This is a genomic window from Rhodococcus sp. NPDC019647 (assembly GCF_044389235.1).
Taxonomy (GTDB): domain Bacteria; phylum Actinomycetota; class Actinomycetes; order Mycobacteriales; family Mycobacteriaceae; genus Rhodococcus_F; species Rhodococcus_F oxybenzonivorans.
In genome coordinates, this window is sequence record NZ_JBIRXS010000002.1 from 262612 (window position 1) to 281364 (window position 18753).

The 18753-nt window shown below is 66.3% G+C and carries 16 protein-coding genes; 6 read left to right on the plus strand and 10 right to left on the minus strand.

Translation table 11 applies throughout. The features are described from left to right. Window positions 1–11 precede the first annotated feature (11 nt). Together ACH49N_RS05880 and ACH49N_RS05885 are read right to left on the minus strand one after the other, a co-directional pair. Window positions 12–1295 (minus strand): NADH:flavin oxidoreductase/NADH oxidase family protein, encoded by a 1284-nt coding sequence (locus ACH49N_RS05880; protein WP_358271032.1) that lies wholly within the window; start codon window positions 1293–1295, stop codon window positions 12–14. Between the two features lie 26 nt (window positions 1296–1321). Further along, window positions 1322–2887 (minus strand): MFS transporter, encoded by a 1566-nt coding sequence (locus ACH49N_RS05885; RefSeq protein WP_358271034.1) that lies wholly within the window; start codon window positions 2885–2887, stop codon window positions 1322–1324. Window positions 2888–3112: 225 nt separating this feature from the next. On the opposite strand from ACH49N_RS05885, the gene ACH49N_RS05890 reads away from it, so the two are divergent. Then, a complete protein-coding gene (locus tag ACH49N_RS05890; RefSeq protein WP_236603387.1) occupies window positions 3113–3727 on the plus strand; it encodes a TetR/AcrR family transcriptional regulator in 615 nt (204 codons plus the stop codon). On the opposite strand, the gene ACH49N_RS05895 is transcribed toward ACH49N_RS05890, so the two are convergent. The 3 genes from ACH49N_RS05895 to ACH49N_RS05905 form a co-directional block, all read right to left on the minus strand. Further along, entirely contained in the window at window positions 3724–5052 is a 1329-nt protein-coding gene (locus ACH49N_RS05895) for a M20/M25/M40 family metallo-hydrolase (protein WP_358271412.1), read from the minus strand. The genes ACH49N_RS05890 and ACH49N_RS05895 overlap by 4 nt on opposite strands. A gap of 133 nt (window positions 5053–5185) precedes the next feature. Continuing rightward, window positions 5186–7318: a S9 family peptidase gene (locus tag ACH49N_RS05900; protein WP_358271037.1), complete on the minus strand. Its 2133-nt coding sequence runs from the start codon at window positions 7316–7318 to the stop codon at window positions 5186–5188. Window positions 7319–7321: 3 nt separating this feature from the next. Continuing rightward, the gene (locus tag ACH49N_RS05905) at window positions 7322–8206 is read right to left on the minus strand and encodes a phosphoribosylaminoimidazolesuccinocarboxamide synthase (protein WP_358271038.1); all 885 of its coding nucleotides are present in this window, start codon (window positions 8204–8206) and stop codon (window positions 7322–7324) included. Window positions 8207–8398: 192 nt separating this feature from the next. Here ACH49N_RS05905 and ACH49N_RS05910 point away from each other — a divergent pair, with 192 nt between their 5' ends. The 5 genes from ACH49N_RS05910 (at window position 8399) to ACH49N_RS05930 (ending at window position 14451) form a co-directional block, all read left to right on the plus strand. Next, window positions 8399–9841, plus strand: a complete 1443-nt coding sequence (locus ACH49N_RS05910) for an MDR family MFS transporter (protein ID WP_358271040.1) — start codon at window positions 8399–8401, stop codon at window positions 9839–9841. 148 nt (window positions 9842–9989) lie between these two features. Then, window positions 9990–11132, plus strand: a complete 1143-nt coding sequence (locus ACH49N_RS05915) for an isochorismate synthase (RefSeq protein ID WP_358271042.1) — start codon at window positions 9990–9992, stop codon at window positions 11130–11132. After that, complete coding sequence (locus ACH49N_RS05920; RefSeq protein ID WP_358271044.1) at window positions 11129–11902, plus strand: SDR family oxidoreductase; 774 nt, start codon at window positions 11129–11131, stop codon at window positions 11900–11902. Before ACH49N_RS05915 ends, ACH49N_RS05920 begins: the two co-directional genes overlap by 4 nt. Window positions 11903–11933: 31 nt before the next feature. After that, window positions 11934–13586 carry a (2,3-dihydroxybenzoyl)adenylate synthase gene (locus tag ACH49N_RS05925; RefSeq protein ID WP_358271046.1) on the plus strand — a complete coding sequence of 551 codons (1653 nt, stop codon included), beginning with the start codon at window positions 11934–11936 and terminating at the stop codon, window positions 13584–13586. A gap of 94 nt (window positions 13587–13680) precedes the next feature. Continuing rightward, window positions 13681–14451: an NRDE family protein gene (locus tag ACH49N_RS05930; protein ID WP_358271048.1), complete on the plus strand. Its 771-nt coding sequence runs from the start codon at window positions 13681–13683 to the stop codon at window positions 14449–14451. Here the strand turns inward: ACH49N_RS05930 and ACH49N_RS05935 are convergent. The 5 genes from ACH49N_RS05935 to ACH49N_RS05955 all read right to left on the minus strand — a co-directional run bounded on the left by ACH49N_RS05935 (window position 14444) and on the right by ACH49N_RS05955 (window position 18750). Beyond that, window positions 14444–14857, minus strand: a complete 414-nt coding sequence (locus ACH49N_RS05935; RefSeq protein WP_109327128.1) for an HIT family protein — start codon at window positions 14855–14857, stop codon at window positions 14444–14446. The genes ACH49N_RS05930 and ACH49N_RS05935 overlap by 8 nt on opposite strands. A gap of 77 nt (window positions 14858–14934) precedes the next feature. After that, window positions 14935–16356 (minus strand): adenylosuccinate lyase, encoded by a 1422-nt coding sequence (purB, locus tag ACH49N_RS05940; RefSeq protein ID WP_358271049.1) that lies wholly within the window; start codon window positions 16354–16356, stop codon window positions 14935–14937. A gap of 22 nt (window positions 16357–16378) precedes the next feature. Continuing rightward, a complete protein-coding gene (locus ACH49N_RS05945; RefSeq protein ID WP_159919573.1) occupies window positions 16379–17008 on the minus strand; it encodes a TetR/AcrR family transcriptional regulator in 630 nt (209 codons plus the stop codon). A 76-nt stretch (window positions 17009–17084) separates the two neighbouring features. Further along, window positions 17085–17510, minus strand: a complete 426-nt coding sequence (locus ACH49N_RS05950) for a DUF1707 domain-containing protein (RefSeq protein WP_358271050.1) — start codon at window positions 17508–17510, stop codon at window positions 17085–17087. A 73-nt stretch (window positions 17511–17583) separates the two neighbouring features. Continuing rightward, window positions 17584–18750, minus strand: coding sequence for a pyridoxal phosphate-dependent aminotransferase (locus ACH49N_RS05955; protein ID WP_358271052.1), 1167 nt, complete (start codon window positions 18748–18750; stop codon window positions 17584–17586). Window positions 18751–18753 lie beyond the last annotated feature (3 nt).

Sequence of the window (18753 nt, forward strand, 5' to 3'; positions counted from 1 at the left end):
GGAATCCTCCGTCAGCCACCCCGCTTGCTGCGGAGAGCGCCGACGCCGTTCCGGTTGATCATCGACGCCGCGGTCTTCCACCACGGCCGATCGAGGTCGGGGTCCATGCCGGCGCCCAGCCGCTCCAGCTGGTCGGTGTGCCATTGCAGATCCAGGGCGCCGTCCAGTGCCCGGAGGTTCGCGATCCGGGACAGTCCGCCGCGCAGACCGAAAGAGACCGGGATCGCGTCGACTCGGTCACCGCCCGCCACGAGAAGCGCAGATCCCGCGTCGGGGGTGGTCACCGTCGGACGGCCGAGACCGATCACGTCGCACACTCCGGAATCGACGGCCCGGGCCATCGCGGAGCGCGACCGGAATCCGCCGGTGACCGCAAGCGGTACGTCACCCGCCGCCTCGCGCACCGACGCGGCGTAATCGAGGAAATACGCCTCCCGCTGCCTCGTACTGGTGGATACGCTCGCGTTTCGGCCCATCATAGCCGGGGATTCGTAGCTGCCGCCGCTGATTTCGATCAGGTCGATGCTCTCCACGGACAGTTGCTCGACCACCGAGCGTGACTCCGCTTCGGTGAATCCGCCGCGCTGGAAATCTGCCGAGTTCAGTTTGATGCCGACAGCGAAGCTCGGTGCCACGACGGAGCGGATCCGGCGGACTATTTCGAGAACGAACCGCATTCTTCGTTCGGAGTCGCCGCCCCAGCGGTCGGTGCGCTGATTGGAGAGCGGTGAGAGGAACTGCGAGACCAGGTATCCATGCGCACCGTGTATCTCGACACCGTTGAATCCCGCCGTCTCCGCTATGCCCGCGGCCGCGGCGAAACGATCGATGATGTTCTCGATCTCCGATTCGGTCAGTGCGCGTGGTGTGGTCATTCCCGGGATGTTCGACGCCACCGCCGAGGGAGCGACGGGGCGAGTGCGAGTGACGAGTGGATTTGCCTGTCGTCCGGGATGATTCAGCTGCATCCAGATGGGTGCGCCGCCGTCCTGGGTTGCCTTGGCCCATCGTTGGAGCCCGTCGAGGTCTCGGTCGTCGTCGAGGACCACATTGCCCGGTTCGCCCAGGTGGCTGCGATCGACCATGACGTTTCCGGTGACGACCAGTCCGTAGCCGCCACTGCCCCAGCGGGTGTACAGGCGTTCGAGGCGCGGGTCGGGACCGTGGTCCTTGTTCGCGAGTCCCTCACTGAGTGCCGCCTTCATCAGCCGGTTGGGCAAGTGCTGACCACAGGGAAGCTCCAGTGGGTCGATCAGGTCGGCGCTCATGTTCTTTCCGGTGGAGTCGTTGTTCATACGAGGTTCCTTCTGTTCGAGGCCGACTACTTCGCGGACGGTTCTTTCCAGGCCAGCAGGACGGATTCGGCGGCCGGCTTCCACGGCAGGAAGACGGCCACCGCGACAGCGACGAGCAGCGAGACCGACACGGTGACGTAGGAGGCCAGTTGGAAGCCCTCCAGCGACGCCGCCTTCATGGCGTAGACGAGATCGGCCTTCTGCTGCGCGAACGCGGGAACGGTCGGTCGCTTCACGATTTCGAGCACACTGATCACCGTTTCTCGCGCAAAGCTCTTCTCGTAGGGCGTCATCAGGAAGTCGGGGATGGCATCGATGCGCGGTCCGACCTTGGTGGTATACACCGAAGCGACGATCGACCCCAGTACTGCGACACCGAGGGTGCCGCCCGCCTCACGGGTGGTGTCGTTGACAGCGGAACCGGCTCCGGCCTCCTCGAGCGGCACCGAGGACATGATCGATTCGGTGGCCGGCCCCTGCACGATGGCCAGGCCCAGCCCCATCAACACCATCGAGACGACCACCGCACCCAGGTAGGGGGTTTCGACCTTCACCTGCCCGGCGATGAACATTCCGACACTCATGACGACGAGACCGAACACGATGACTGCGGTGGTGCCGATCCGTTGCGCGATCAGCGTAGCCAGCGGCGCGCCGACGGCGATCGCCGCGGCGAAGGGCAACGAGTGGATCCCGAACTGCAGCGGCGTCAGTTCCATCACGCCCTGGAAGTACTGGGTGATCATGAAGAGGAATCCGAACATGCTGAAGTAGGCAACCGCGATCGCCAGCGCCGGCAACGAGAAACGCCGGATGCGGAAGAGCTGCATGTTGAGGACCGGAGAGTCGGTGCGCAACTCCCACCACACGAAAGCCGCGAAGAACACGACCGACATCGCGTAGCCGGACAGGCTGATCGCCGAAACCCATCCTTGGTGCGGCGCTTCGATGATGGTCCACACCAACGTGGTCACGCTGAGCAGCGAGAAGGCGATGCCGAACAGATCGAGCCTGCCGACGTGGGTGGTCTTCGACTCGGGAATCAGGAGCCGAGCGAGAACCAGCACGACCACTGCCACCGGCACATTGATCCAGAACACCGAATGCCAGGAGAAGTGCTCAAGGAGCCAGCCACCCGCGGTCGGGCCGATCGCGATCGCGATTCCCGCCATTGCCGTCCAGGCGGCGATGGCAACCGCCCGTTCCTTCACATCGGTGAAGATGTTGATGATCAGCGCGAGCGTCGCCGGGAACACCGCAGCGGCGAACACACCCATGGCAGCCCGGGCGGCGATCACCTGCCCCAGATCGGTCGCGAGGGCGCCGCCCACGGACATGACGGCGACACCGGCCAGCCCGATCATCATCAACCGCCGCCGCCCGTACCGATCGCCGAGGTGGCCGAACGCGAGCAGCAAGCCCGCGAAGGTCAGGGTGTAGGCGTCCACCACCCACTGCAGGCCGCTGATGTCGGTATGCAACTCGACGCCGAGTGAGGGCAGCGCGACGTTGACGATGGTGTTGTCGAGAACGACGAGCAGTTCGGCCAGGCAGATTACGAGGAGCGCGAGGTAGCGCGCTCGACGACTCATGCCGCTGTCGGTAGTTCGAGGCGCGGCTGGATGAACCGCCGTGGTGTGTGGCACTGGAATCGACTCCTCGTCGCTGTTATGCGGGGCTGCATATCTCCTGCGGCGAGAGTATGCGTTACGCCTAGTTACAGTCAATGGGAAGTTTCCGTGTTTCCGCACGAAGTCCGGCAGGGAGTTCGAGAACGCCTTCGGACAGCAGGTCAACGAGCTATGCTGGTCGACATAATGAGTAGGCGAACGACTGCACGGGACCGGATGCTGCTGAGTGCCGTCACCCTCTTCCGCGAGCGGGGCGTCGACGCGACGTCGCTGGCCGACGTCGTCGCGCACGCAGACGCGCCCCGCGGGTCGATCTACCACCACTTTCCCGGTGGTAAGAGTCAGCTGGCCGAGGAGGCCACGCATCGGGCCGGTGGCCTGATGGGGTCGCTCATCAGCGAGAGCCTGTCGAACAAGGGCCCCGTCGAGACACTCGTCCTGATCATCGATCTGTTCCGCCGGGAACTCGTGGAGACGGACTTCTCGTCCGGGTGCCCGGTCGCCGCCGGCGCATTGTCGGGCGGCGAATGCCCCACTGCCAAGGATGCGGCGGGTGAAGCCTTCAGTTCTTGGGAGGCCACCATCGCCGCCTCACTCTGGCAGCACGGCGTACGGATGTCCCGTGCCCAATCTGTCGCCACCATGTCGATCTCCGCGATCGAAGGTGCACTCGTGCTGTCGAGAGCGCAACGCAGTACGCAGGCGCTCGACCGGGTTGCCGCCGAACTCGTGGCGATGGCCGAGGACGTGCTCGCCCACGCGACCTCGACCGGCCGGCGAGCCGACGCACCGGAACGTTAACGCCAGTCGCGGATCAGCCGGCTGAAGAACTCGATCCCGTTCCGTAACCCGGCAATCGACAGGCGTTCGTCCGTGGAATGAATGAGCGCCCGGCTCCGGGCGTCGAGCTCGAAGGGATAGAAGCGATAGACGTACTCACTGATCTGGGCCATGTGTCGGGCGTCGGTGGCGCCGACCAGGAGAAACGGTGACACGATCGACCCGGGAAAGGTATCGGCTACCACCTGCCGGAGTCGGGCGAACACCTCGTCGTCCGTCCTCGACACCGGTGACGGTTCGGTGGCGCCAAGGACGTCGAGTTGTATGTCGTTGTCGCAGATCGTCTTCCGTATCCGTTCCACGGTGCCGTTCACGGTGTCGCCCGGCAGTATGCGGATATCGAGCACTGCACGCGCCGTCTCCGCCATCACGTTGTTGGCGGCACTGCCTTCCAGGACGGTAGCGACTGCCGTGGTGCGGCACATGGCGTTCATCAGGGCACCGGCGCGCGGCAGCACCCTCGCCAACAGTGGTCCGAATGTGTCGGTCCGGGAGAGCATCGTGCCCAGCGGACCTTTCGCATGGACGCCTACGTTGGTGAGCAGGTCGACGGTGGGTTCGGTGAGCCGGGCCGGGAACTTGTGGTGGTCGACGCGGGTGATGGCGCGGGCAAGCCGGGCGGTAGCGGTCTTCCTCCCCGGCATCGACGCGTGACCACCAGGGTCCTTCGCCGTCAACTGCAGGTCGAGGATCCCTTTCTCGGCAGTTCCGAGGACCGCGAGCGTCGCGTCGACTCCGGGGAACGCGTCGCCGGCAACTCCACCGCCCTCGTCGATGACCACACCCGGCACGATCCCCCGCTCCCGGAACGTGTGCACCACCTGCGGAATGCCGTCTCCTCCGACCTCCTCGTTGTGGCCGAAAACCAGATAGACATCACGGGCCGGGACGACACCACTGCGCAGCAGCCCTTCGACTGCCTCGAGAATGCTGACCAGCACGCCCTTGTCGTCGATGGCACCGCGCCCCCAGACGGCGTCGTCCGCCACGACCCCGCCGAACGGTGGATGAGTCCATCCCTCGTCGTGCGCGGGCACGACGTCCTGGTGCGCCATCAGCACGATCGGCTTGTCGGGCACCCCGACATCCCAGTGGTACACGAGCGAATGCGAGGCAATGATCTCCTTGTCGAGATTCTCCCGCACCAGCGGGTACAACTCGTCGACAAGACTCCGGAAACGCGCGAAGAACGTCCAGTCCGTATTCGCGTCGCCCCGGGTGGACACCGTGGGGACACGGAGCATCGCCGCGAAATGCTCGACCGCTCGCGCCGTGTCGATTCCCATCTCTGTCACGAGCGCCATCTCCTCGTCGCGTCGGAACCAGGATGACGATCAGCTTAAACCTGTCGCTCGAATGGCAGGCCCGAGTTCGCCCATGGTTCCGGAACGAGGACGCTCATGTCGGGCGGACCTGGTGTCAGGCCCTCCCGACGATGTGGAGCACCCAGGCGAACTCGAACGCCACTTCCTTCCACTTCTCGTAGCGCCCGCTCACGCCTCCGTGGCCCGCGCTCATCTCGGTCTTGAGAAGCAGCGGCGAGTCGCCCGTCTTGGTGGATCGAAGCTTGGCCACCCACTTCGCCGGCTCGACGTAGAGGACCCTGGTGTCGTTGATGCTGGTGATCGCGAGGATGGCCGGATAATCCTTGGCCTCCACGTTCTCGTACGGGCTGTACGAACGCATGTACTCGTACACCTCGGGGTTCTCGAGCGGATTACCCCACTCGTCCCACTCGATCACCGTCAGCGGAAGCGACGGATCGAGGATGGAGGTGAGCGGGTCCACGAAGGGAACGTTGGCGAGGATGCCCGCGAAGAGTTCCGGAGCCAGGTTGGCCACTGCGCCCATCAGGAGACCGCCGGCACTGCCGCCGTCCGCGACGAGTTGGTTCGGAGTGGTGCGGCCGGTGTCCACGAGGTGACGTGCACAGTCGACGAAATCGGTGAAGGTGTTCTTCTTCGTCAGTGTCTTGCCGTTCTCGTACCAATGCCGGCCCATCTCACCGCCGCCACGCACGTGTGCGACAACGAACACGACTCCCCGATCGAGGAGCGAGAGCCGTGCGACGGAGAACGCGGGATCCATGCTGGCCTCGTACGAGCCGTAGCCGTACAGGAGTGTCGGCGCCGGTTCGTCCGGGGCACCGTCGGCACGCCTCACGATCGACAGCGGAATCCGGGTACCGTCGGCGGCGATGGCCCAATCACGTTGCTGCACATAGTTGCGCGCATCGAAGTCCCCGAGCACGGGTTGCGACTTCCGTAGCGCCAGTTCGCCCGTCGACAACACGTAGTCGTACACTTGCCCAGGCGTGATGAACGAGGTGAACGCCATCCGCAGAGTCGGCTGCTGCCATTCCGGATTGGCGCCGAGGCCCACGCTGAACAGTTCCTCGTCGAAGGCGATCTCCGTGAACTCGCCGTACCCCTCCGGGCCGAGCGGCCAGATCGCCAAGCGGGTCAACGCTTCCCGCCGGTAGCTGAGCACCAGATGGTCGGCGAAGGCGTCGACCTCCTCGAGTCGTACATCCGACCGATGCGCGATCAGCGTGGTCAAGGACGTCGGATCCGACACCGGCGCCTCGGCAAGCACGAAATTCTCGGCCTTCTCACCGTCGACGACGTCGTTGTGCATGATCAGGAAACGATCTTCGCCCGCAACCACTGCATGTTCGACGCCGTATTCGACGCCCTCGCGCCGCGGAAGAATTACCCGGAACTCCCCTTCGGGGTTCGCCGATTCCAGGACCCGGGCTTCGCTGGTGATCTTGGAACCCACCCAGATCATCAGGTACTTCTCACTGCGGGTGGATCCGACGGAAACCCAGAACCGCTCGTCGGGCTCCCGGAAGACCGCGACGTCCTCCTCGCGGGCGGTGCCGAGCCGGTGACGCCACACGGTGTCGGGGCGCCAGGACTCGTCGACCGTGAGGTAGAAGACGTGCCGGTGGTCGATCGCCCAGGTAACTCCCGGTGCGGTGCCGGTGATCTCGTCGGCCAGCAATTCGCCGGTGACGAGGTTCTTGAACCGGAGCGTGTAGCGCTCGTCGCCGACCACGTCCACCGAGTACGCGAGCAGCGTGCCGTCGTGACTGAGGGAGAAGGCTCCGACGGAGAAGAAGTCGTGACCCTCGGCCTCCGCGTTACCGTCGAGCAGGATCTGTTCGCCGGGGAGTTCGACCCCCGGGGTGAGCTCCGGCGGAGTCCAGTCGTCGGGACCCGTGATCGGTGTCCGGCACTGCACGCCGTACTGCTTACCCTCGATGGTCCGGGCGTAGTACCAGTACTCCCCCATCCGGGTGGGCACCGACATGTCGGTTTCCTGTGTCCGGGATTTGATCTCCGAGAAGATCTGGTCGCGCAAGGGAGCCAGGTGGGCAGTCTCCTGCTCGGTGTACGCATTCTCGGCTTCGAGGTAGGCGATCACCTCCGCGTCTTCCTTGTCGCGCAACCATTCGTACTCGTCGACGAAGGTGTGTCCGTGATGGACCCGCTCGGTGGGAACCTTCTTGGCAACGGGCGGGGTCAGAATCTTGTTCTCGGTGGTCATCGCTCAGCCCACCCACTCCGCGAACGACAATCCCGAAATGCGCTCGTACGCGTCGATGTAGCGCTGCCGCGTCGCCGCCACGATCTCCGCCGGAAGCGGCGGCGGTGGTGTGTCGGACGCGCGGTCCCAGCCCGACTCGGGGCTGGTGAGCCAGTTACGGACGAACTGCTTGTCGAAGCTCGGCTGCACCTTCCCGGCCTCGTACCCGTCGGCGGGCCAGTAGCGGGACGAGTCGGGTGTGAGGACCTCGTCGGCGAGCACGAGGTTGCCCTTCTTGTCGAGGCCGAACTCGAGCTTGGTGTCGGCGAGAATGATCCCACGGTCGGCGGCGAAGTTGGCTGCTCTGCCGTAGATGTCCAGGGTGTCGTCCCGCAGCTTGATCGCCAGATCTTGACCGACCTTGTCGACCACGACGTCGAAAGTGATGTTCTCGTCGTGCTCCCCCAGTTCCGCCTTGCTGGCCGGGGTGAAGATCGGATCAGGGAGCCGGCTGGCCTCCACCAATCCTTCGGGCAGGGCCACCCCGCACACCGAACCGGTCTCCTTGTAGTCAATCAGGCCGGAACCGGTGAGGTAACCGCGGGCGACACATTCGATCGGAACCATCTCGAGCTTGCGCACCACGAGTGCGCGGCCGAGGACCTCCTCGGGGATGCGACTGTCGTCGGGCTCACCTGCCAGATGGTTGCTGCCCCCGAGCACGCCGAAGAAGAAGACACTCATCGCGGTGAGTACCCGGCCCTTGTCCGGAATCGTGGTGCCGAGAACGTGGTCGTAGGCGGAGATCCGATCGCTCGCGACCAACAGCAGGTGCTCGTCGTCGATCGTGTAGAGGTCGCGGACCTTGCCACCGGCCAGATGGGCGTAGGAATCGAGTGAGGGGCGCACGGTGAGCCAGCCTATCGGTCCTGCCGGACAGACCGGGCGCTGACCTTGCGGCGCTCACCGCGTTCCGGGGCCGATCGTTGCTCTCTACCGTGAGGTCAGGACTCTGAGCCGACCGCTCGGAATACTCTCCTGAGCCATGTCGTTACCGTGGGTTACGACATGGTGTGATCCCAGGTACGAATCAGGTGAGCAATGACAACCGACACAGCGCCCGTCGATGTGGGGTTCCGGTCGGAGCGCGGTCCGGTACTCGTGGCGCTGATGCTCACGACATCCCTGGTCGCCCTCGACGCCACCATCATCTCCACCGCGGTATTCACCATCGTCGGCGATCTCGGCGGATTCACCCAGTTCCCCTGGCTGTTCTCCATCTATCTACTCACCCAGGCCGTGTCCGTGCCGATCTACGGCAAACTCGCCGACATCTTCGGCCGGAAACCGGTCATGCTTCTGGGGATCGGCCTCTTCGCGCTCGGGTCGGTCCTCTGCGGGCTCGCCTGGAGCATGCCGGCACTCATCGCCTTCCGCGCCGTGCAGGGCCTCGGGGCAGGCGCGGTCCAGCCCATGAGTATGACCATCGCCGGCGACATCTACACGCTCGCCGAACGTGCGAAAGCGCAGGGCTACCTCGCGAGCGTGTGGGGAATGTCGGCGGTGGTCGGACCGACGCTGGGCGGCGTGTTCTCCGAGTATCTGTCGTGGCGCTGGATCTTCTTCGTGAACATTCCGCTCTGCCTCCTGGCCGCGGTGATGCTGATCCGCAACTTCGACGAGAAGCGGGCGCGGATCCGCCGGTCGATCGACTACCCGGGGGCCGGACTGCTCGCCGTGGGCGCAACGCTCCTCATACTGGGCCTCCTCGAAGGCGGCCAGGCATGGGCGTGGAGTTCGCCGGTCAGTCTGGGAATCTTCGCCGCCGGCGGCGTGTTTCTGTTCGTCTTCGTCCTGGTGGAACGGCGAGCCGCGGAACCCATCCTCCCGCTGTGGGTGTTGACGCGACGAGTCCTCGCCGCGAGTAGCGTCGTCTCGCTTCTGGTCGGCGCCATCGTCCTCGGCCTCACCACGTATGTGCCCACCTTTGCCCAGGGTGTGCTCGGGACGGGCGCGTTGGTGGCCGGGTTCGCACTGGCCACGCTGACCATCGGCTGGCCGATCGCCGCGTCGCTGTCCGGGTGGGTGTACCTGCGCTTCGGATTCCGGGTCACAGCGACGGCGGGCAGTCTGCTGGTCGTCGCGGGCACCGCCCTCACGACCATCCTGTCCATCGAGTCGGCGGTGTGGCAGGTGGCGCTCTGCTGCTTCGTCATCGGCGGCGGGATGGGCCTCGTCGCCAGCCCCACCCTCATCGCCGCGCAGGCCAGCGTCGACTGGTCGGAGCGCGGTGTCGTCACGTCCACCAACATGTTCGCCCGGTCGATCGGCAGCGCCGTCGGGGTCGCCCTCTTCGGAGCCCTCGTCAACGCCCGCCTCGGCGGCACCGAGGACCCCGCCCGCGCCGATCTCGCCGACGCCCTGCACCTGGTCTTCGTAGCCGCCCTCGGCGCCGCCGTGATTCTCGTGCTCGCCGCCGTGGCGATGCCGAAGAAGTCCGCCGCTGCACCTACGCCGAGTGCCGCGCCGCCGGCCGGCCAATGACGGTCGCGTCGGGCCCGTCGTTGCAGAAGCCTGCCCTCCCCGCCGCGTGTGGGTGACGTTGACCAGCATCGAAATCGGCACCGAACCAAAGGTTAGGCTAACCATATAGTCTGACGTGAGTTTGCCGGTTATCGAGAGGGGATCACACATGGAATCGACGGCAGTCGCCGAATCCGCCGCCATCGGAACGGATTCACCGTCGAGCACACCGTTCATCCTTTCCCGCCCCCACGGCACGGTCGTTGCCGTGGGAACCCGCGCGCAGTACGACTCCACCCCCGCGGCGGCTGAGGCGCTGCGCGACGGGCGTGCCACCGCGATAGTCGGCGCGCTCCCCTTCGACCCCGAACACCCCGCCGCACTCGTCACTCCGCAGTCGCTGAACCACGAACCCGGGAGCTGGAACGGCGAGTACCGCGGAATCCCGCGCATCCGGATCGGATCACCGATTCCCACGGAGGCCGAGCACGTCGCTCGGGTGGAAGTCGCGCTACGCGAATTGCGTTCGGCAGACAACACTCTGGAGAAGGTGGTCCTCGCCCGGTCACTTACACTGCACGCGGATGAACGTCTGCACCCCCATGCATTGCTCGCCCGACTGGTCGCACACGACCAGGGCGGCAACGGTTTCAGCGTCGCTCTGGGCGCGGCTGGAAGCGCCTGGTCGGGAAAGCACCTCGTCGGTTCGAGTCCCGAGGTGCTGATCCGGCGCCGAGGAGACGCGGTGAGCTGCCACCCCCTGGCCGGTTCTGCACCGCGCCGCAGCGACCCCGAGTCGGATCGTCGGACAGGTGAAGGTCTCGCCGCGTCCGAGAAGAATCTGCGTGAACACGCGCTGGTCGTCGACGCGCTCCGGGCGAGCCTCGCACCGCTGTGCACCGAACTCGTGATCCCCGACAGTCCGTCCCTCACCCGCACCCCTCACCTCTGGCACCTGGGCACACCCGTTTCGGGTCGGTTGCGAGACCGCTCGGTCACAGCCCTCGACCTCGCCGTAGCGGTGCACCCGACACCCGCCGTCTGTGGCACTCCCACTGACGCCGCACGCCGGCTGATCGCCGAACTCGAAGGCGACCGCGGCTTCTACGCCGGTGCGGTGGGCTGGACAGACTCCGACGGGGACGGCGAATGGATGGTCGGAATCCGGTGCGCCGAGATCGACGCCCGGGGCACCACGATCGTCGCGCACGCGGGCGGTGGCATCGTCGCCGCATCCGACCCTCACGACGAACTCGCCGAGACGACAACGAAGTTGGGGACGATCCTGGCCGGTTTGGGAGTGGAGCTGTGAGCGACGGAATCACCCTCGTCGTCGGCGCGGCCCACGGTATCGGACAGGCCACCGCCGTCACTCTGTCCCGGCGAGGTCATCGCCTGGTGCTGCTCGACCGCGACGGTGACGGGTTGCGCAGCACAGGCGCCCTACTGGACCGGTCGCCGCTCGACACCGAGGTCGTCGACATCCGCGACTCCGACGCCGTCACAGAATCCGTACGACGCATCGAGGACCGGCACGGCCCCGTCACCGCACTCGCGCACGTGGCCGGAATACTCGAAACCGGTTCGATACTCGACGCCGATCCCGCGAGCTGGCAACGCGTCTTCGACGTCAACGTCACCGGACTGGTCAACGTGTTGAGGGCCGTCGGAATCGAAATGCGCCAGCGCAGACAGGGTTCGATTGTCGTGGTGGGCTCCAATGCTGCCGGCGTGCCGCGCACAGGAATGGGCGCGTACGGCGCATCCAAGGCCGCAGTCGCGATGATCGTCCGGGTCCTTGGACTCGAATTGGCCGAGTACGGAATCCGCGCCAACGTCGTGGCACCGGGTTCGACCGACACCGCCATGCAGCGGTCGCTGTGGTCCGACCCCGCCGACGACGAGGGAGCCCGCACCGCGATCGACGGCGATCTCGCATCGTTCAAGGTCGGCATCCCCCTGGGCCGGATCGCGGACGCCGCCGACGTCGCCGATTCCGTCGAATTCCTGCTCTCCGATCGCGCGCGGCACATCACCATGCAGGCCCTGTACGTCGACGGCGGCGCCACCCTCCGTGCGTGAGCCCGAACAGCCAGTTGCGAAAGGACTTTCGATGACCACGAGCCTGCGCGCTCCCCTCGCCGACACCACCGGATATCCCGCCGCCTTCGCCGAACGGTATCGGCAGGCGGGTTACTGGACGGACGAGACGTTCCAGCAGTTTCTCGGCGCACGCGCAGCGGAGTTCGAGGATGCCGTTGCGGTGGTGGGGCCGGACGCCACCGGAGGCGACACGAGCCTCACCTACCGCCAACTCACCGAACGCGCCGGTCGATTGGCGGCCGGACTTCTCGCGTCGGGCATCCACCCCGGTGATCGGGTCGTCGTGCAGTTGCCGAACATCGTCGAGTACGTGGAAGTGGTCTTCGCGCTCTTTCGCCTCGGCGCGTTGCCCGTGTTCGCCTTGCCCGCGCACCGCGAGCACGAGGTCTCCTACTTCTGCAGTTTCACCGACGCGGCCGCATACATCGTCACCGACCGGCACGCCGGTTTCGATTACCGCGCACTGGCCCGCCAGGTGGTGTCGTCTTCGGAACAGCCGCCGACGGTGATCGTCGCCGGAGACGCGCAGGAATTCGTTGCGCTCGACGATCTGCGGGGTTCGGCGCCGATCACCGTCGAGTCGCCGGTCGACGCGGAGTCGGTGGCCTTCCTGCAACTGTCGGGTGGCACCACCGGGGTGTCGAAACTGATCCCTCGCACGCACGCCGACTACCTGTACTCGGTGCGTGAATCGGCTCGCATCTGTGGCGTCGACGAGCACACCCGCATGCTCGTGGTTCTGCCTGCTGCACACAACTTTCCGATGAGCTCGCCCGGCATCCTCGGGGTCCTGCACGCAGGCGGTCGCGTAGTGCTGGCACCGGATCCCAGTCCCGACACGGCCTTCGCCCTCATCGAGCGTGAAGGCATCACCATGGCGTCGCTCGTCCCACCGCTGGCACTGGCATGGTTGGCCGCCGCCGCCCGCACCGAACGCGACCTGTCGAGTCTCGAAGTGATACAGGTCGGCGGCGCAAAGTTCAGCGCCGAGGCGGCCAAGCGGGTGCGGCCCGAACTGGGATGCACAGTGCAGCAGGTGTTCGGTATGGCGGAGGGCCTCGTCAACTACACGAGACTCGACGACTCGGAGAGCATCCTCGTCTCCACGCAGGGCAGGCCGATCAGCCCCGACGACGAGGTGCTCGTCGTCGACGACCACGACGTACCCGTTCCCGCCGGCGCCTCCGGTCACCTGCTCACCCGCGGCCCGTACACCATTCGCGGTTATTACCGAGCACCCGAACACAATTCGACGGCGTTCACCGAGGACGGTTTCTACCGCACCGGTGACATCGTTCGCCTCACCGACGACGGCTACCTCGTCGTCGAGGGCCGGGCCAAGGATCAAATCAACCGCGGTGGCGAGAAAGTAGCCGCAGAGGAGGTCGAAAACCATCTCCTGGCACATCCCCGCGTCGCCGACGTCGCAGTGGTGTCGATGCCCGATCCCTACCTCGGCGAACGCACCTGCGCCTTCGTCGTCGTCCTCGGCGAACAACCGACGCAAGGAGAACTCAAGAAGTTCGTGCGTGGCCGCGGCCTCGCCGAGTACAAGGTCCCCGACAAGGTGATGTTCGTCGAACACTTCCCGGTCACAGCTGTGGGCAAGATCAGCAAGTCCGAACTGCGCCGAGCCCTCGAGAAGACGCTCGCGACACCATAGGTCGCCGCTGTCGTATGCCTCGCTTCGCGATGACAGGTGCTGTCAAAACGTGCTGGAACTACCTCGGGGTCCAGCGCGCACTACTGTCGAAAGCATGTGTCTGGTCCTGTTCGCATGGCATTCCCACCCCGACCTTCCCTTGGTCGTGACAGCCAACCGCGACGAGTTCTACGCCCGCCCCACCGAGCCGCTGCACCGCTGGGACGAGGGTTTCGTCGCCGGCCGGGACCTCCTCGCGGGCGGCACCTGGATGGGAATCAGTGACGGATTACGGTTCGCGGCCGTGACCAACGTCCGCGATGGGTCCCCTGCGGCCGGTGCGTTGTCCCGCGGGCGGCTGCCCGTCGATTTCCTCGTCTCCGAGGACTCGGCAGCCTTCCATGCCGACAGCGTCGCCGCAAACGGCAGTGCGTATGGCAGCTTCAACCTGCTCGTCGCCGACCGGGAGGAACTGTGGTGGTCTACCAACCGGCCACACGGCAGGCGGCACCGTGTGGAACCCGGCATCCACGGGTTGTCCAACGCCGAACTCGACACTCCATGGCCGAAGGTCACCGAGGGCACACGCGCGTTCGGCGCCGCCCTCGCCGCCGACGACGGTAAGCCGGACACCGACCTCGAGGCGTATTTCGCCGTCCTCGCCCACAGTGAGCCGGCACCGTGGGAGTCGCTGCCCGACACCGGGGTCGGGCCGGACCTCGAACGGGCACTGTCGTCGCGGTTCATTCACTACGGCGAGTACGGCACCCGGGCGTCGACCGTCCTCCGTGTCCGCTCGGACGGCACCTACGACATCACCGAACGCCGCTTCGACCCGAACGGGGCCACCGGCGAAGTCCGGTTCGACTCGGCGCAGGTCAGGTAAGCGACGATCGGATGACGCCGGCAGTCTGCTCCAGCGCCATCCGGCTCGGCGACGTCGGCATTCCGCGCAGCCCGAAACCGTCACCATTCGTGCGGGGAACGACGTGGAGGTGAACATGGAACACCTCCTGACCGGCGGCGATTCCGTCGGCCAGGAAGAGGTTGACTCCATGGGCGCGTAACGACCCGTGCCGCAACGTGGTCGCGATCCGCTGTCCCGCGGTGAACACTGCGGCACCATCGGCGGGGTCGAGGTCGGACAGTCCGGTGGCGTGCCGCTTGGGAACCACCAGCAGGTGTCCGGGGGTCCACGGCCGGATGTCCATGAACGCCATCACCTCGTCGTTGTCGTACACGACGCTGGCTTCGGCGCGACCGGCGACAATTTCGCAGAAAGTGCAGTTCATGGGGTAGGCACCTCCGGTGCTTGTGCGCCTTTTTGGTAGTTCCCGCTACCAGAAAGGCGCACGGGCGGCGAAGCCGCCTACAGGATCGGGGACGGCTGGTAGGCAGCCGCCTCGGGGTTGGCGTCGACGAGCTTCTGTACCTCGGTCACCACTGCGGCCACCTGAGCTTCGGCCGCGCCGATGAACGCCTTCTTGTCGGCGAGCGCCTCGTCGAGGGCTGCCCGGTCGAGGGGCAGCCGGTCGTCGGCGGCGAGCCGGTCGAGGAGGTCGGGTTCCTTGCCCTGCTCGCGCATGGCCAGTGCGACGGCGACGGCGTGTTCCTTGATGACCTCATGCGCGGTTTCGCGGCCGACACCGGCCCGCACGAGTGCCATGAGGACCTTGGTGGTGGCGAGGAACGGCAGGTACCGGGTGAGTTCCTTCTCGATGACGGCCGGGTAGGCGCCGAATTCGGCGAGCACGGTGAGGAACGTTTCGATCAGTCCGTCGATGGCGAAGAATGCGTCCGGCAGGGCAACCCGGCGCACCACGGAGCAGAACACGTCGCCTTCGTTCCATTGGGCGCCTGCGAGTTCTGCGGCCATCGACGCGTAGCCGCGGAGGACGACCTGCAGTCCGTTGACACGTTCGCAGGAGCGGGTGTTCATCTTGTGCGGCATCGCGGAGGACCCGACCTGGCCGGGCTGGAAGCCCTCGGTGACCAGTTCGTGCCCGGCCATCAGGCGGATCGTGTGGGCGAAGGAGGACGGCCCGGCGGCGACCTGGACCAGCGTGGACAGCACATCGTGGTCGAGCGAGCGCGGGTAGACCTGCCCGACACTGGTGAAGACGTGAGCGAAACCGAGGTGCTGCGCCATTTTCCGCTCGAGGGTGTCGAGTTTGGCGGCGTCGCCGGCGAGGAGGTCGAGCATGTCCTGCGCGGTTCCCATCGGACCCTTGATGCCGCGCAGCGGGTAACGGTCGATCAGTTCCCGCAGCCGGGTGAGGGCGACGAGCAGTTCGTCGGCGGCGGAGGCGAAGCGCTTGCCGAGGGTGGTGGCCTGCGCCGCCACGTTGTGCGAACGACCGGCCATGACGAGGCCGCTGTACTCGGCGGCACGCTCGGACAGCCGTGCGGCCACCGCGACACCGTGTGCGTACACGTGCTCGAGCGACCGCAGGATCTGCAGCTGTTCGACGTTCTCGGTGAGGTCGCGGCTGGTGAGACCCTTGTGTACCTGCTCGTGACCGGCGAGTGCGTTGAATTCCTCGATGCGGGCCTTCACGTCGTGCCGGGTGACCCGTTCGCGGGCGGCGATGGAGTCGAGGTCGACCTGATCGATGACCCGCTCGTAGTCGGCGAGCGCCTCGGCCGGCACGTCGATGCCGAGTTCCGCCTGGGCACGCAGCACCGCGAGCCACAGCTGGCGTTCGAGCACGATCTTGTGCTCGGGCGACCACAACTCGACGAGTTCGGGGCTGGCGTAACGGTTGGCGAGGACGTTCGGGATGCGGGTCACGAGACTTCAGTTTACGGCGGCGCTAGAGGTGAACGTGGTCCGGCCGGTCCAGCGCCGGCGCGACGAGGTCGACGACGTCGAGCAGCATGGCCCGGGCGAGCCCACGAAGGTCGGGGTCGTGCTCGCCGAGGGCAGTCACCACGGCGCCGTCCACGGTGGCGACCAGGCGTCGCAGTTGTCCTTGCCGCACGTCGCGGTCGGAACGGCGCAGGGCCTCGGTGAGGATGTCGTCGAGTTGTGCTCGCAACCGCAGCTGCACCTCGCGTAGTTCGGGTCGACGCGCGCACGCGGTGAGCCGCTCGTACCGGCAGATCAAGCGTTCGCGACTGTCGTCGCTGATCAGTACCGGCCCGACGAGTAGTTCCACGAGAAGGTCGACGGTGGACTCGCGACCGCGACGACGGTGGGTGACGTCGTCTACCCGCGCCCGCATGACGGTGAGGTCGCGTTCACCGTTGCACTCGACGGCCTTCGCGATCAGCTCTTCGAGCGACGCGAAATAGTAGGTGGTCGATGCCAGCGGAAGGTTCGCGCGCGCAGCCACCGACCGGTGCCGCACCGCTTCGAAGCCGCCCTCCAGAAGCAGGTCGGCGGCAGCGTCGACAAGCGCCTGTCGGCGCCGTTCGCCCTTGGGAGTTGCCGCTGTCGACACCAATTCATCCTGCCAGCCGGGGGTGCCGCACCAGAGCGGATTGGACTACAGACCGCGAAGTTTGCGCCGGGCGAAGTCACCAGGCTCGGCAAGAACGGCGACCGAGGTGATGCCGTGCGAGGACGAGCCAGATGATGGGAAGGAAGACGAGGGGCGGCACGCGGACAACGAGGACCCACAGGACCGCGGCGAGCACCGCGATCACGAACAGCAGCGTGCGCAGGGCCGCGGCCTCGCGTCCCGGATCCCGGCGGCTCGGCTCCGGCTCGTATTCGACTTCGGTCCCGAAGCGCTGTTCGCCCGGAAGATCCGCGAACAGAGGTGCGAGGTCGGCTGCGGTCTTGGCGAGATACGCCTGACGGACCCGGGTGTCGAACTCGTCGGTGTCGAGGCGGCCGGCCGCAAAGTGGGCGGCGAGTGCCGTTGCGGCCTGCTCCCGCTCCAGGGTTCCTATGCGGAGTCCACCAGGAGTGGAAGGGTCTGGGTTGCTGATTTCGCTCATGGTTTCGCCTTTTGCCCGCGTGCGCCGCAACACTGTAATCCTGGTCATAGTGTAGGCCGACTTCGGTCGATCGCTAGAGCCAGCGCCGCAGCCGGATCAGCGCTTCCCGCACTTCCGCGGTGGACCCGGCGAACGAGAGCCGAATGGTCCTGTTCCCGTGGACGGTGTCGAAGTCGATGCCGGGTGCCAGTGCCAGACCCGTGTCCTGCAGCAGTCGCGAGCACCACTGCGTCGACGTGTCACCATGGGCCCCGCCGAGGAGATGACCGATGTCGGCGTACACGTAGAACGCACCGTCCGCGGGCGCCAGCTCGGTGATACCCAGTTCCGGTAGTCCGGTGAGAAGCAGTTCGCGGTTCACGGCGTAACGCTGGACGTGCGAATCGAGTTCGGCCCGCGACTCCGGCGTGAACGCCGCGATCGCCGCGTACTGCGAAATCGCGGGTGGGCACACCGTCATGTTCGACGCCAGGCGCTGCAGGGCACCCCTCAACCCGGCGGGTACCAGCATCCACCCCAGCCGCCAGCCCGTCATCGAGAAGTACTTGGACACCGACCCGACGACGACGGATTCCCGCGACGTCTCCCAGGCGCTCGTCATCGTCTGCCCGCCGTATCCGATGCCGTGGTAGATCTCGTCGGATATCAGGAGGGTGCCGTGGTCGTCGCACCACCGAGCGAGACCCGCCAATTCTTCGGGATCGATCACGGTTCCGGTGGGGTTGGCGGGACTCGCGACGATCAGACCGGCCGGGGCTTCGGGGAGCGCCTCGAGCATCGCGACCGTCGGCTGGAATCGGGTGTCGGCACCGCAATCGAGTTCGAAGACCTGGCAACCGAGGGCGGCGAGGGTATTGCGGTACGCCGGGTAACCCGGGCGAGCGACGACCACGGTGTCGCCCGCATCGAAAGCGGCGAGGAACAGCAACGTGAACGCTCCGGAGGAACCCGTGGTCACCACCACGTCCTCGGCGTCGACGTCGATACCGGACTTGGTGGAGTGGTACTCGGCGATCGCGTCGCGGAGTCCCAGGATTCCGAACGTCTCGGTGTAACCGAGCAGGTGTCCGTCGAGGACCTGCCGGGTGGCGCTCAGCACGGGCTTAGGCGCCGGGGTCGAAGGCTGCCCCGCTGCGAGAGTCAGCACGTCCCCGTGGGTCCGTTCGCGCTCGGCGGCGGCCTTCCACACGTCCATCACGTGGAAGGTCTGAATGTCGGATCGCTGAGATTCGGAGCGCACCCC

What these genes read in the sequence shown, in the direction of transcription:
- ACH49N_RS05925 (WP_358271046.1), top strand. Translation starts at nt 11,934, where the DNA reads ATGACCACGAGCCTGCGCGCTCCCCTCGCCGACACCACCGGATATCCC.
- ACH49N_RS05890 (WP_236603387.1), top strand. Translation starts at nt 3,113, where the DNA reads ATGAGTAGGCGAACGACTGCACGGGACCGGATGCTGCTGAGTGCCGTC.
- ACH49N_RS05950 (WP_358271050.1), bottom strand. Translation starts at nt 17,510, where the DNA reads ATGAGCGAAATCAGCAACCCAGACCCTTCCACTCCTGGTGGACTCCGC.
- ACH49N_RS05885 (WP_358271034.1), bottom strand. Translation starts at nt 2,887, where the DNA reads ATGAGTCGTCGAGCGCGCTACCTCGCGCTCCTCGTAATCTGCCTGGCC.
- ACH49N_RS05930 (WP_358271048.1), top strand. Translation starts at nt 13,681, where the DNA reads ATGTGTCTGGTCCTGTTCGCATGGCATTCCCACCCCGACCTTCCCTTG.
- ACH49N_RS05915 (WP_358271042.1), top strand. Translation starts at nt 9,990, where the DNA reads ATGGAATCGACGGCAGTCGCCGAATCCGCCGCCATCGGAACGGATTCA.
- ACH49N_RS05900 (WP_358271037.1), bottom strand. Translation starts at nt 7,318, where the DNA reads ATGACCACCGAGAACAAGATTCTGACCCCGCCCGTTGCCAAGAAGGTT.
- ACH49N_RS05880 (WP_358271032.1), bottom strand. Translation starts at nt 1,295, where the DNA reads ATGAACAACGACTCCACCGGAAAGAACATGAGCGCCGACCTGATCGAC.
- ACH49N_RS05935 (WP_109327128.1), bottom strand. Translation starts at nt 14,857, where the DNA reads ATGAACTGCACTTTCTGCGAAATTGTCGCCGGTCGCGCCGAAGCCAGC.
- ACH49N_RS05910 (WP_358271040.1), top strand. Translation starts at nt 8,399, where the DNA reads ATGACAACCGACACAGCGCCCGTCGATGTGGGGTTCCGGTCGGAGCGC.
- ACH49N_RS05895 (WP_358271412.1), bottom strand. Translation starts at nt 5,052, where the DNA reads ATGGGAATCGACACGGCGCGAGCGGTCGAGCATTTCGCGGCGATGCTC.